The organism is Nocardia otitidiscaviarum NBRC 14405 (assembly GCF_000308635.1).
In the GTDB taxonomy this organism is placed as follows: domain Bacteria; phylum Actinomycetota; class Actinomycetes; order Mycobacteriales; family Mycobacteriaceae; genus Nocardia; species Nocardia otitidiscaviarum.
Window position 1 is genome coordinate 1 of the sequence record NZ_BAGD01000078.1, and the last position, 13464, is coordinate 13464.

General features: G+C 70.7%; 11 protein-coding genes. 8 read left to right on the forward strand and 3 right to left on the reverse strand.

Annotation, left to right across the window (positions count from 1 at the left end; all coding sequences use genetic code 11):
• Positions 1-2811 (forward strand): SbcC/MukB-like Walker B domain-containing protein (locus ON31_RS16020; RefSeq protein WP_303621446.1); only part of this gene is annotated, 2811 nt, incomplete at its 5' end.
• 71 nt (positions 2812-2882) lie between these two features.
• Here the strand turns inward: ON31_RS16020 and ON31_RS38395 are convergent.
• Together ON31_RS38395 and ON31_RS37985 are read right to left on the reverse strand one after the other, a co-directional pair.
• A complete protein-coding gene (locus ON31_RS38395; protein WP_039814558.1) occupies positions 2883-3137 on the reverse strand; it encodes a hypothetical protein in 255 nt (84 codons plus the stop codon).
• Positions 3138-3323: 186 nt separating this feature from the next.
• Positions 3324-3746 carry a M15 family metallopeptidase gene (locus tag ON31_RS37985; protein ID WP_039814594.1) on the reverse strand — a complete coding sequence of 141 codons (423 nt, stop codon included), beginning with the start codon at positions 3744-3746 and terminating at the stop codon, positions 3324-3326.
• Positions 3747-4936: 1190 nt separating this feature from the next.
• On the opposite strand from ON31_RS37985, the gene ON31_RS16035 reads away from it, so the two are divergent.
• Complete coding sequence (locus ON31_RS16035) at positions 4937-6274, forward strand: FAD-binding oxidoreductase (protein WP_157533688.1); 1338 nt, start codon at positions 4937-4939, stop codon at positions 6272-6274.
• A 56-nt stretch (positions 6275-6330) separates the two neighbouring features.
• On the opposite strand, the gene ON31_RS16040 is transcribed toward ON31_RS16035, so the two are convergent.
• The gene (locus ON31_RS16040; protein ID WP_051037352.1) at positions 6331-8007 is read right to left on the reverse strand and encodes a fumarate hydratase; all 1677 of its coding nucleotides are present in this window, start codon (positions 8005-8007) and stop codon (positions 6331-6333) included.
• 190 nt (positions 8008-8197) lie between these two features.
• Between ON31_RS16040 and ON31_RS16045 the strand changes: the two genes are divergently transcribed.
• The 6 genes from ON31_RS16045 (at position 8198) to ON31_RS16070 (ending at position 13440) form a co-directional block, all read left to right on the forward strand.
• Entirely contained in the window at positions 8198-8719 is a 522-nt protein-coding gene (locus ON31_RS16045; RefSeq protein ID WP_039814561.1) for a MarR family winged helix-turn-helix transcriptional regulator, read from the forward strand.
• 162 nt (positions 8720-8881) lie between these two features.
• Entirely contained in the window at positions 8882-9778 is an 897-nt protein-coding gene (locus tag ON31_RS16050; protein WP_029923542.1) for an STAS domain-containing protein, read from the forward strand.
• A 13-nt stretch (positions 9779-9791) separates the two neighbouring features.
• The gene (locus tag ON31_RS16055; RefSeq protein ID WP_029923541.1) at positions 9792-10181 is read left to right on the forward strand and encodes an STAS domain-containing protein; all 390 of its coding nucleotides are present in this window, start codon (positions 9792-9794) and stop codon (positions 10179-10181) included.
• Positions 10171-10584 (forward strand): anti-sigma regulatory factor, encoded by a 414-nt coding sequence (locus tag ON31_RS16060; protein ID WP_029923540.1) that lies wholly within the window; start codon positions 10171-10173, stop codon positions 10582-10584. Before ON31_RS16055 ends, ON31_RS16060 begins: the two co-directional genes overlap by 11 nt.
• The gene (locus ON31_RS16065) at positions 10577-11209 is read left to right on the forward strand and encodes a SpoIIE family protein phosphatase (RefSeq protein ID WP_029923539.1); all 633 of its coding nucleotides are present in this window, start codon (positions 10577-10579) and stop codon (positions 11207-11209) included. Before ON31_RS16060 ends, ON31_RS16065 begins: the two co-directional genes overlap by 8 nt.
• Positions 11206-13440 (forward strand): SpoIIE family protein phosphatase, encoded by a 2235-nt coding sequence (locus ON31_RS16070; RefSeq protein ID WP_051037340.1) that lies wholly within the window; start codon positions 11206-11208, stop codon positions 13438-13440. Before ON31_RS16065 ends, ON31_RS16070 begins: the two co-directional genes overlap by 4 nt.
• The last annotated feature ends 24 nt before the right edge of the window (positions 13441-13464 follow it).

A 13464-nucleotide genomic window follows, 5' to 3' on the forward strand; every position in this document is an offset into this window, starting at 1 on the left:
CCCACAGCCGACACCGGCCCCACCGCGACCCCGTCCGCCACCGGCGCACCCGCCGCCGGTTCCGGCACCGAATTCCTCACCCCGGCAGAGGTTCTCGCCGAGCGCACCGAACCCCTCACCGAGGACATCCGCGCCCGCCGCCTGCACGCCCGCACCCGGGCCGACCAGTCCACGGCCCAGCTCGCCGAGCTGCGCGCCGAGCAGCAGCGCATCGCGGCCGAACGCGACGACGCCCCACCGCCGTTCGCGGCTCGCACCGCCGATCGCGACGCCCGCCCCGGCGCTCCCCTGTGGCGACTGGTCCGCTTCGCCCCGCACCTCGCCCCCGCCTCCGCCGCCGGTGTCGAGGCCGCCCTCCAGGCCGCGAACCTTCTGGACGCCTGGGTGACCCCCGACGCCGATGTCCCGGCGCACGACTCCGAGCAGTTCCTGCTCCCGCTTCCCCCGGCCGACCGCCCCACCGGCCCCACCCTGGCCGATGTCCTGGAGGTCGAGGACGACACCTTCGGCGTCCCCCGCACCACGGTCGCCGACATTCTCGGCTCGATCGCCCTGCACGAGAGCACCACGCCCCCGAACGCCGGTACGGAGGCCGGTGCCGTGTCCGGGGCGGACAACGCGCAAGCCCATGCCGCATCCGGGGCGGACGGTGCCCGCGCCGCCGACCCGGCATCGCTGGCCGCAGTCGCCGCGCACCCCCGCCTCACGGTGACCACCGGCGGACACTTCCGCCAGGGCATCCAGCTGGGCCGCCACACCAAGTCCGACGCCGAATTCATCGGCACCACCGCCCGTGCCCGCCGCCGCGAACTGCGGCTGGCGGAACTGGCGGCCGCCATCGAGGCCACCGAGGCCGCCATTGCCGAGGCCGAGGCCGAGGCGGCCGCCGCCACCGCCGAGCTGACGCGGATCACCGCCGCCGCCAAGGCGCTGCCGCGCACCGCCGCCGTCACCGCCGCCCTGCGCGCGGTGTCCGAGGCTGCGGGCATGCTGCGCTCGCGCTCCGAGGCCACCGCGCAGACCGAGCGGGACCTCGATCAGGCGATCGCCGACTGCACGGCCGCGGAGAAGAAGGTGCGCGCCATCGCCGCCGACCATCGTGCCCCGCGCGATCCGGCGGAACTGGACGCCCTGGCCGCCGCCGTCCGGCATTTCGAGAACGCCGGTACCGCCCTGCTGCGTCTGCGCGGCGATCACCAGCGCGAGCACGAACGCACCCGGGAGGCGCGCGACCGCCTCGACGAATCCCGGGATCTGGCCGAGGCTTTCGCCGAGGAGGCCGAGGCCGCCCGGACCGGCTACGAGGAGCAGCTGCGCAAGCTGGAGACGCTGCGGGAGGCGCTGGGCGCGGGCGCGGCCGATATCGACCGCGAACTGGAGGCCGCGCGGGAGAGGATCGACGCCGCCCGCGCCGAGCAGAAGGCCGCCCGCAAGGCCGCGCACGAGGCCATCGAGGCGGTCGGCAGCGCGGAGGGCGCACACCGCGCCGCCCACGACGCGCTCGGCACCGCCCTCGCCGAATTGCGCACCGACGTGCGGACTCTCGCCCCCTACGCCCGCCCGGATCTGCTCACCCTGCTCGGCGCGCAGGCCGAAAGCCGCTGGCCCAGCAGCGATGCCGCCTGGTCCACCCCGGAGCAGCTGCTCTACCGCATCGAGAACGGCGATCCGGAGCAGCAGCCGCAGGTGCTCCCGCCCGAGGTGCTCGAACTGTTCGAGAACCTTTCCGCCGCGACCGCTTCGGTGCGGGCGGGCGAGGCGGCCCGCAAGTCCACCCGCAGCGCGGTCACCACCGCGCTGCAGGAATTCGATGCCGCCCTGGCCGCATCCCGCCAGGACTATCGGCTGCACTGGGACGCCGCCGACGGTCTCACGGTGGTACAGGTGCACGACGAGCACGGCCTGTCGGCCCTGGCCGATTTCGCCGAGCGCATCGCCGCCGCCCGGCGCGATCAGGAACTGCTGCTCACCGATTCCGAGCGCCGCATCCTGGAGGACGCCCTGCTCACCGGCCTGGCCCAGCAGATCCACGAACGTACCGGCGATGCCCGCGATCTCATCGCCAAGATGGGCGCGGAGATGAAGCAGCGGCACATGTCCTCGGGCAACACCATCGGCGTGCACTGGGTGCTCGCGGATACGCTGTCCGATCCGGCACGGGCGGTCTGCAAGATTCTCGACCGCGACTCCTCCGAGCTCACCGCCGACGATCTGTCGACCATCCGCTCACATTTCGCCGCGGAGATCCGCGCGGCCCGCGCCGCCCATCCGGAGCGGTCGTTCCCGGAGATCCTCGCGACCACCCTGGACTACCGCACCTGGCGGGTGTTCTCCTTCACCATCATCACCGCCGACGGCACCGAGGACCGGCTCACCGTGGCCCGCCACAGCGCCCTGTCCGGCGGCGAACAGTCGGTCTCGCTGCATCTTCCGCTGTTCGCGGCGGCCCACGTCATGCTCGATTCGGCCGATCCGCAGGCGCCGCGCCTGCTCGCCCTGGACGAGGCGTTCGCCGGTGTGGACGACAACGGTCGCAGCGAATTGCTCGGTCTCTCGGTGCAATTCGATCTCGACCTGTTCATGACCGGCTACGACCTGTGGATCACCTACGACCACGTCCCCGCCTGCGCCCACTACGATCTCGCCCACTCCGCGGCCGAGAACACCGTCAGCGCCACCCTGCTCGTCTGGGATGCGGGTGACCTGCTCGCCGAACACGACGGCACCGACCTCACCACCGCCCTCGGCTCCCCCAACCGCCGCCGCACCCCGCACACCATCGAAGGCGGCATCCCCCTCACGGTCGCCTGACCGCGAGGGGGAACCGGTGGCGGAGCCCTCTCGGGGGCGTTACCGCCACCAGTTCCCCGTGATCGCTCGACCTACTCGGCGCGGGTGGGGGTGTCGAGGGGGACCACCACGGCGGGCTGGGGGTGGGTGGGGCCGGTGGGGTGGGCGTAGCCGAGCCAGCCGGTGCCGATGAAGACGGCGAGCAGGATGGCGGTGGGGAGTTCGAGCAGGAGCCAGCCCGGCGGGTAGAGGGGTTCGCTGCGGGCGGCGCGGCGGATCGGGGGTCTCGGGTGTGCGAGGGCGGAGCGTGCCGTGCGGTTGGTGCTGCGGTTGCCGTGCCTGACCACCCGAAAAACCTCCCGAATCGTCCCCGCGGGTGTGCGGGGCGCAACGATGCCTGATCGATGTCGACCGTCGTGACGACGGAGTGCTGGCACGTGCGCCAGCGTCACACTATGCCGAACCACCTGCGCACACACCGGGCGAATCTGCGGACATCGCCTTGTCCGCAGGTTTGTCGCCCGGTGCGGCGTTCAGCGCGCGGAGGCGTCGGGTAGTCGGGCGGGGCAGGGCTGGCCGGGCAGGGTGGCGAGTTCGAAATGCCACCATTCGTTGTCGAAGGTGCGGCACAGACCCCAGCGGTTGCCGTTGGCCTCCAGCCACGCCGCGCCTTCCCGCGGGCCGACGTCCACGGCCTGGCCGGTGACATGGGTGGATTCCTCGGGCGGCAGCACCCAGCGGCGAGCCTCCTCCGGGCTGCCGTAGGTTGCGATGCCGTCCTCCCACATGGCCTGCTGTTCACCGGGGCTGCGGTAGCCGGAGGTGATGGACAGCGGAACGCCCTGGGCGTGCGCCTCGGCGGCGGCCAGATCGTAGGCGATGGCCAGCAGCGGGTCCAGGCCCGCGGTGGTGGCGACGAACTGCGCGGGCGCCTGACCGGCACCGGCGGAGACCAGGTGGGTCGCGAAGTCCGTTACGCGGGTGCCGCCGAAGACGAGCAGGGCGGCGGCATCCGACGGCGTGAAGGACCCCGCCGCCGCGGGCTCCCCGCCCGCGCCCGACGGCCACACCGTGGCGACCACCCCGTCGCGCGGGGACACCGTGGCGTCCGCCACCCCCGCCGGTGCGGTACCGGTTTCCTCGGTGGCGGCGGGAACAGCGGGTTCGGGGTGCGCGTGCGCCACCGATGTGCTCACGCCGCCGAACGCGGTACCGGCCAGCAGCGCGAGCACGGCTCCACGCCGCACCCCGCGCCCGCCCTCGGCACCGCGAGAACCACCCTCGCCCTTGTTCATCCGCATCCGCTCACCTCCACATATTCGTTCGCACACCCGACTCGGATCGGTCCCCGAACCCGACCCGATGCCACCCGACACCCGGCCCCGCAGGAGAACGCCGAAAACTCGCGAACCAGATCTTCCGCACAGCGACCGTCCGCGCATCCTATCGGCCCCACACCCCCGCGGCGTTTCGCACCACGGCACGCCGCCGCGCCGGAATCGCACACGGACGGACTCGACCGAACGGCGGGCCGCTTGCGCGCCACCGCCGTATGCGCGCCGATACCGACCGTGCGACAACCAGTCCGGCGCGACAGCCGCAGATGGGACGACTGGCACACCGACAACCCGACCGACCGGGCGGTGGCCGCAGCTCCCAGCGACCCGAGCCGAACCCGGCCGTGAGGCGGGCAGACTCCCGCATGGCCCCCCGGGCGGCGGGCAGGTGCGGGTTGGATGCGGAGGCGCGGTCCAGGCGACCAAGCCGTATTCGGTGCGTTGGCGACGGCGAGGCCCGGCCTTGCCGCCCGGCCACGGTCGCACCGCCACGGGTGCGGCCCAAGTCGCGGGTGTAGAGGTGTCCAAGCCGTGTTGGGTGCCGTTGGCGACGGCGAGGCCCGACCTGGCTGCCCGGGGCCACGGTCGCACCGCCACGGGCGGCCATCCGCCGGACTTCGGGTGACGAATCCCCGTCGCGCGCCGACTGTGAGGGGTACTCCGACGATATGGACGCCGATTCGAGGTCACCGCACAGCGGGTCCGATTCGCCTGCTCCGGGTTCGGGTGGCGGGGGCCCAGCGCTGTCGCGGCGCGGGGCGCTGCGGCTGGGGGTCGGCGCGGCGGCGGTGTTGGGCAGTGGCAGGGGTGTGAGCGCGCGGGCCGATCCGAGGATGTGGGCGGAATTGCGGGATCGGGTGCGGGGGCGGGTGCTGGTGCCCGGGGACGGCGAATACGCTGCCGCCGCACGGCTGTTCGATCCCCGGTTCGACGGCCGCGTTCCGGCCGGGGTCGTGGCCGCCGCGGATGCCGACGATGTCCGGGCGGCAGTGGGTTTCGCGGCCGAGCGGGGGCTCGCCGTGGCGGCGCGGGCGGGTGGGCATTCGTATGTCGGCGCGTCCGCTACCACCGATGCCGTGGTGGTCGACGTGCGGCGACTCGACCGGGTGGTAGTCGCGGGCGATACCGTGACCGTGGGGGCCGGGGTGACGCTGTTTCCGCTGCTGCGCGAGCTGGCGCGCTTCGGGCGGGCGCTGCCGGTCGGCACCTGCCCGACCGTCGGTCTCGCCGGGCTCACGCTGGGCGGTGGTCTCGGCGTCGATTCCCGGGCGTACGGGTTGACGTGTGATCGGCTCGTCGCCGTCGATCTGGTGCTGCCGGGCGGTGAGGCGCGCACGGTGTCGGATTCCCGGTTCCCGGATCTGTTCTGGGCGCTGCGGGGCGCGGGCGGCACGGTGGGTGTGGTCACGTCGCTGACCCTGCGCACCCATGCCGCGACCGCGAAAGATGTCGTGCGGCTGACCTTTCCGCGCGATGCGACGGTGCGCGCCCTGCTCGGGTGGGCGCGGTGGATGCCGACGGCCGAGCGATCGGTCTGGGCGGGCCTCACCGTCTCGGTCGAGGCCGGGGACGCGGTATGCCGGGCGCTGCTCGTCTGCCCGGCCGGGCTCGGTGACGCCGCCGCCGCCGAGTTCGCCGCCGCCGTGGGCGTTTCCCCCAGCGCGAAGGAGAGCTACACCCTCGACCATCTCGACGCGGTGCGCACCCTCGCCGGTGGTACCACCGACACGCCCCGCTCCACCAAGGCCGCCGGTTCCGATGTCGTCACCGATCTCACGGCGGCCGCCGAGCGCATCGTCGCCCACGTCTTCGCCGGATCCCGTTCGCGAGCACCGGGTTACGCATTGATCGACCCCCTCGACGGCGCGGTCCGCGACACCGACCCGACGGCGTCGGCCTTTCCGTGGCGTCGCCACGCCGCCACCGTGCAGTGGCTGGTGGACTCCCCCGCCGACCCGGCCGCCGCCGACCGCTGGGTCACCGAGGCGCACACCGCCCTGGGCACGGCGACGGCGGGGGCCTACGTCAACTATCCGGAACCGGATACCCCCGCCGCACGATATTTCGGCGACAACATCGGTCGCCTCCGCACGATTCGCCGCCTGGTCGACCCGGATCGCCGCCTGCGCACCGGCGCGGGAGTCTGACCGGCCCGCGCCAGCTCTGTAGCGCCCGCTACGAGCGGCGCGGCGAGCTCACCGCGTCAGACGCGTTCCTTGGACCGGGTCCGCACCCGCAGAGCGATCGGCTTCTGGGTTTCGGCGAAGAAGTCGTTGCCCTTGTCGTCGACCACGATGAAGGCCGGGAAGTCCTCGACCTCGATCTTCCATACGGCTTCCATGCCGAGTTCCGGATACTCGAGCACCTCGACGGATTTGATGCAGTCCAGGGCCAGTCGCGCGGCCGGTCCGCCGATGGAACCGAGGTAGAACCCGCCGTGCTCCTTGCACGCGCGGGTGACCTGCGCGGAGCGATTGCCCTTGGCCAGCATGACGAACGAGCCGCCCGCGGCCTGGAACTGGTCGACGTAGGAGTCCATGCGTCCGGCGGTGGTGGGGCCGAAGGAGCCGGAGGCGTACCCGTCGGGGGTCTTGGCCGGTCCGGCGTAGTAGACGGCCATATCGCGCAGGTACTGCGGCATCTCCTCGCCCGCGTCGAGCCGCTCCTTGATCTTGGCGTGCGCGATGTCGCGCGCCACCACCAGCGGCCCGGTGAGCGAAAGCCGGGTCTTCACCGGGTATTTCGACAGTTCGGCGCGGATCTCGGACATGGGCCGGTTCAGGTCGATCTTGACGACGTCGCCGCCCAGGATCTCGTCGGTCTGTTCCGGCAGGTACTGCGCCGGTTCGCGTTCCAGCTGCTCCAGGAACACGCCCTCGGGGGTGATCTTGGCCTTGGCCTGCCGGTCCGCCGAGCAGGACACCGCGATGGCCACCGGGCAGGACGCCCCGTGCCGCGGCAGCCGGATGACCCGCACGTCGTGGCAGAAGTACTTGCCGCCGAACTGCGCGCCGATCCCGAAGGACTGGGTGAGCTTGAACACCTGCTCCTCGAGTTCGAGGTCGCGGAAGCCGTGCGCGGCCATGGACCCCTCGGTCGGCATATTGTCCAGGTAGTGCGCGGAGGCGTATTTGGCCGTCTTCAAAGCGAATTCGGCCGAGGTGCCGCCGATCACGACCGCCAGGTGGTACGGCGGGCAGGCGGCGGTGCCGAGCGAGCGGATCTTCTCGTCCAGGAATTCCAGCATCCGATCCGGGTTCAGGATGGCCTTGGTCTCCTGGTACAGGAAGGACTTGTTGGCCGATCCGCCGCCCTTGGCCATGAACAGGAACTTGTAGGCCGGATGCGCGGGATCGCCCGCCGCCGAATACAACTCGACCTGCGCGGGCAGATTGCTGCCGGTGTTCTTCTCGTCCCACATGGTGAGCGGCGCGAGCTGGGAGTAGCGCAGGTTCAGCTTGGTGTAGGCGTCGTACACGCCGCGCGAGATCCACTCGGCGTCGTCGACGCCGGTGAGCACACCCTCGGACTTCTTGCCCATGACGATGGCGGTGCCGGTGTCCTGACACATGGGCAGGATGCCGCCCGCGGAGATGTTGACGTTCTTGAGCAGGTCCAACGCCACGAAGCGGTCGTTGCCGCTGGACTCCGGATCGTCGATGATCTTGCGCAGCTGCTTCAGGTGATCGGGCCGCAGGTAGTGGCTGATGTCGTGCATGGCCTCCTGGGTGAGCATGCGCAACACCTCCGGCTCGACCTGGAGGAAGGTGCGGCCGCCGGTGGAGAAGGTGCTGACGCCCTCGGTGGTGAGCAGCCGATACGGGGTGTCGTCGGCACCCGTCGGCAGCAGATCCGAGTACAGGAAGTCAGGCGCGGTCACGAATCGCACTCCTCGAGCAGGGCCGGGGGCGGCCGGGGCGTGTTGAAGCACCGGAGAGCCTAGCCAGCACGCCGCCGACCCCGTGTCTAAGGCAAACCTTATTTCTGCGAACCATGCAAAGGTTGCACCTTCAACCCGCACGGTGTTACCTGTCCATGATGCGGTCGTCTGCGGTGGGGAGGGAAACAGCATGGCAACAGAGTCCGAGAGCGGCACCGTCACCGAGCCCCGGTGGCTCGACGATCTCGAGCGGCGTGCCTGGCTCGGCTTCGTCTTCACCCGCGACCTGATCGCCGCCGCGGTCGGCCGGGACTCCCTACGTGAGTCCGATCTCACCTATGTCGAGTACACCGTGCTGGCGCGGCTCGCCGACGCGCCCGACCACCGCCGCAGCTTCGCCGAACTGGCCGCGGTCCTGGAGTGGTCGCAGAGCCGCCTGTCCCACCAGATCACCCGGATGGAGAAGCGCGGCCTGGTGGCCCGGGAGTCCATTCCCGACGATGCCCGCCGCACCGCCGCCGTCCTCACCGACAAGGGCGCGCAGGTGCTGGAATCCGCCGCTCCCGCCCACGTCGACAGCGTCCGCCGGCACATGATCGACGTGCTGGACCGCGACCAGTTGGCGGCCCTGGCCGATATCTACGACACACTGCTGGACCACCATCGAAGACCGTCGGCCCAGCAACAACCCCGGAACCGTCATTCCGCGTGACGATTTCTCCGCCCCGCCCGTGTTTGGTTTCGCGCCCATCGGGTATTGGGTAAGACTAGGCTCGGCAACGGCTGCTCTGTCATGTGTTCCACGCAGACTGTCGGCAACCGAGCGCACACCGAGCACCCGAACCTGGCCTTAGTGAAAGGGGCAGGAGTTTCCATGTCCGACGTGTCCATCGGCCTTCCGGCGGATTCACTGCCCGCGGGGTCCGTCGACAACCTGCTTCCACAGCTGGTCGAACACCTGCGGCAGAATCGCACCGAGCTGCGCGAGGAGTGGGCCCGCCGTATTACGGACGCCCAGCTGCTGACCGCCATGACCCCGGAGGAGATCTTCTCCGAGGCGACCTCGATCTTCGACAACTACGTCGAGGTTCTCGAGACCGGTAGCGTCGAGGCGCTGCAGGCGTACGCGCGCGACCTGTCCGAGCGCATCATTCCCAGAGGCGTCGAGACCGACGAGGTCCTCGGCATCGTGCTGCTGCTGCGAGATGTGCTGGCCCGCTCGCTGTTCGAGAAGTACCAGTCGAACTTCGAGCTGCTGAACCAGGTGCTCGACGCCTACGAACCCGCGGCCAACCGCATCGCCAACACCGTGGGCGTGTCCTTCGTGCAGGAGCGCGAGCGCGTCATCCGCCAGCAGCAGGAGGCCATCCGCGAGCTGTCGACGCCCGTTCTCCAGGTGCGTGAGCAGCTGCTCATCCTCCCGATCATCGGCGTGCTGGACTCGCAACGCGCCCGGCAGCTGACCGAACAGCTGCTGCGGGCCATACGAGCCAATCGCGCCAAGGTGGTCGTCATCGACATCACCGGTGTGCCCGCGATCGACTCCACCGTGGCCAACCATCTGGTGCAGACCGTCGACGCCTCGGGCCTGATGGGTGCGAACGTCATCATCACCGGCCTGTCCTCGGAGATCGCCCTGACCCTCGTCACCATCGGCCTGGATCTGTCCAAGATGAACGCCGTCGGCGACCTGCAGGGTGGTATCGAGGAGGCGGAGCGGCTGCTCGGCTACGAGGTGTCGCGCGTGACCGCCGAACGCGACGGAAGGTAGACCGGGCCCGCTCATGCCGGTACCCATTCTGAAACAGGGGACCTACCTCATCGCGTCGGTGCAGTCCGCCCTCACCGACGCCGATACCGAGCGCCTGCAGGACGACCTGATGAAGTACGTCAGCAAGTACCGGGCGCAGGGAATCATCGTCGATGTCACGGCAATCGACGTGATGGACTCCTTCGCGGCCAGATCGCTGCGTACCATCGCCCACATGACCAAGCTGCGGGGTGCGGAGACGGTCATCGTGGGTCTGCAGCCCGAAGTCGCGTTCGCCATGGTTCAGCTCGGACTCACCTTCGAGGACATGCACACCGCCCTCGACCTGGAGGAGGGTTTGGCCTGGTTGAACATCAAACTCGATACCCGCCGCCAGCGAGACGGTCGTGATCGTGGCCGCTGACTACGTGGTGATCGCGGTGAAAGAGTCGAACGACATCGTCACCGCACGACAGGCCGGGCGGGAACTCGCGCTGGAGCACGGGTTCTCACTCACCGACATCACCATGATCTCCACCGCCATCTCGGAGGTAGCCCGCAACATCACGAGTTACGCAGGCAGCGGGGAGATCCGGCTGTCGGTGACCGACAAGGAAGGCCGCCGGGCACTGGTGGTGCAGGCACAGGATCAAGGCCCGGGCATTCTCGACATCCCGCGGGCACTGGAGGACGGCTACTCCACGGGGCGCGGCCTCGGGCTGGGGTTGCCGGGCGCGCGACGACTCATGGACAAGCTGATCGTCGAGTCCACGCCCGGGCACGGCACGCTCGTGGAGATGTGGAAGTGGGTGCCCACCGGTGCATGACGACGGATTCATCGGTGCGGTGGAATGGGCGGTCGCCGGACGGGCGCTACCCGGGCAGCGAGTCTCCGGCGATCGGTCGGTGATACTCGACGCGGGCGGCGATTCGGTGCTGTTCGCGGTGATGGACGGGCTCGGGCACGGTGCGGCCGCGGCCGACGCGGCGGACCGGGCGGCCCAGGTGCTGTCGGAGAATCGCGCCGAGCCCCTGGACGTGCTGATGCTGCTGTGTCATCGCGCCATGGCCGACACCCGCGGTGCGGCGGTATCGCTGGCGCTGCTCGACGCCGGGGAGAAGGTGCAGTGGCTCGGGGTCGGCAATGTCGAATCCCGGATCATCGCCGCGGCTCCCGGCAAACCGGCGATCCGGGCGGCGGCGCTCCTGGTCGGCGGGATCGTCGGCTATCTGCTGCCGCCCAACCTGCAAGCGCAGACGGTGGCGGTGCGACCCGGTGATCTGCTGCTGATGTCCACCGACGGCATCGTGCCCGACTACGCCGACGGCATCGACCTGGCCAAGCCGACCGCCGACATCACCGCCGAGATTCTGGCCAAGCACGCCAAGGACACCGACGACGCGCTCGTGCTCGCCGCGCGTCACCGCGGGCATACGGGGCCGACGCCGTGAGTACGGTGCTGGCCGCCTTCCGCGCGGCGTACACCGGCGCACTGCGCCAGCACCTGCGCGCGCCCAACCAGACCACCCTCGCCGAGGGCTACGAGCTGGGCCGCCGCGCTTTGGTCGAGGGTGTCAGCATCCTCGACCTCACCGAGCACCACTTCCGCATCCTGGAGGACGAGGGGCTGCTGCCCGCCGCGCACGACGAACGCGCCGACGCCGCACTGGAATTCCTGCTGCAGACCATGGCGGCGCTGGATGTGGCCACCCGCGGCTTCCTGGACGGGGCGCGGCGCTACGAGGCGGAGCGTTCCCGCGCCGAGGATCTCGCCGGACGTGACGCGTTCCGGACCGCGCTGGTGGAGTCGCTCCAGGACGGCTTCTTCGTGGTGGACTCGAACGGCACGCTGGTGGAGGTGAATTCGGCCTTCGGTGCGCTCACCGGTTACGGTCCGGACGGGGTGCCGTATCCGCTGCCGCATCCGTGGTCGGTGCCGGACGGACCGCGCTACCCGGATCTGGGCACCGACGCGGCCCGTTTCGTCATGCCGGTGCGGCATCGCGACGGGCGGCGGCTGTGGCTGGCGGTGAGCACCTCGTCGCTGGTGAAACCCGAAGACGGGGAACGGATCTTCGTCGGCACCATCCGCGATGTCACCGCCGAGCACGATGCGCAGGCCCGCGACCAGGCGGTGTCGCGGCTGGCCACCGCGGTGGGCGCGGCCACCAGTGTGGTGGAGGTGCTGGCGGTCGGGCTGGAGGAACTGCGCCATACCGTGGGCGCGGAGTCGGCGGTGGTGTCGGTGTGGCCGAACCGCCATACCGGACCGGAACTGTATGTCTCCGAGGACAATCCGCGCACCGGCGAATCCCGGCAGGTGCTGGACGCGCGGGCGCGGGCGCTGCTGGACCGGGCCCGGCTGCGGCCGGGGCGCAGTATGTTCGCGATTCCGGAGGGCGCGTCCAGCTCCGAGGGGATCGTCGCACCGCTGGGTGAGACCGGGGATTCGGCGCTCTGGCTGCGCTTCGCCGCGCCGCGCGCCATCAGTCCGGGCGACTGGGCACTGTTCTCGCTGCTGGTCGGACATCTGAGCCTGGCGGTGCAGCGGGCGCGCAACTTCGATCAGGCGCGGTCCACCTCGCTGACCCTGCAACGGGCCATGCTCGGTCCCATCGAACTGCCGCCGCGCTTCTCCGTGCACTACGAACCGGCGTTGCCGCCCTTGGAGATCGGCGGCGACTGGTACGACGTCGTCCGGCTCGAGGACGGCACCATGGGCGTGGTGGTCGGCGACTGTGTCGGGCGTGGGCTCTCCGCGGCCGTGGTGATGGGGCAATTGCGTACCGCCGCACGGGCATTGCTGCTGCGCGGGGCCGGTCCGGCCCAGCTGCTGGCCGAACTCGACACGGTGGCCGCGCGGATTCCGGGCGCCATGTGCACCACGGTGTGCGCGGCCATCCTGGATCCGGTGCGCGGTCTGGTGCGCTACTCCAGCGCGGGACATATGCCGCCGGTGCTGGCCGAACCGGGCAGCAAGGGCCGCCTCCTCGAAGGCGGCCGGTCGGTTCCGCTGGCCACCTTCGATCCGCCCCGCCGCCCCGAGGCCACCACGCCGATGGCTCCGGGATCGACGCTGGTGTTGTTCACCGACGGTCTTGTCGAACAGCGCGGCGTGGATATCGACGAACGCTTCGTGGAACTGGCCGATGAGCTGTCCGGGGTTGCCGGGCAGATGCCGCGCGAGGTGGCCGATTCGGTGCTGTCACGATTGCGCCCGGTCGGTGGTTACGACGACGACGTCGCCATGGTGGTGTACCGGCAGCCACCGGCGCCGCTGCACCTGGACTTCCCGGCCGCCGCCAACGAGCTCGCCGGGATGCGGCGTAGGCTCGAGGCGTGGCTGGATTCGGCGGCGGTCCCGCAGGAGATCGCCACCGACATCATCGCCGCCGCCAACGAGGCATGCAGCAACAGCATCGAACACGCCTACCTGGGTGGGCGCCCGGCGCGGGTGGAACTGCTCGCCGAATCCGGGATGGACACCGTCACCATCGATGTCTGCGATACCGGTGTGTGGCGGCCGCTGCCCGCCGATCCCGGGCACCGCGGGCGTGGTATCGCCATGATGCAGGCGCTCACCGACAAACTCGATATCGACCACGGCGGGCCGGGAACCCGGGTACGGATGGTGGTGCGACTGCCCGCGGTGTCGTTCTCCGCGGCGGCGAGTCGCCTATGAGCGGCACGATTGCGCCACCGCGTC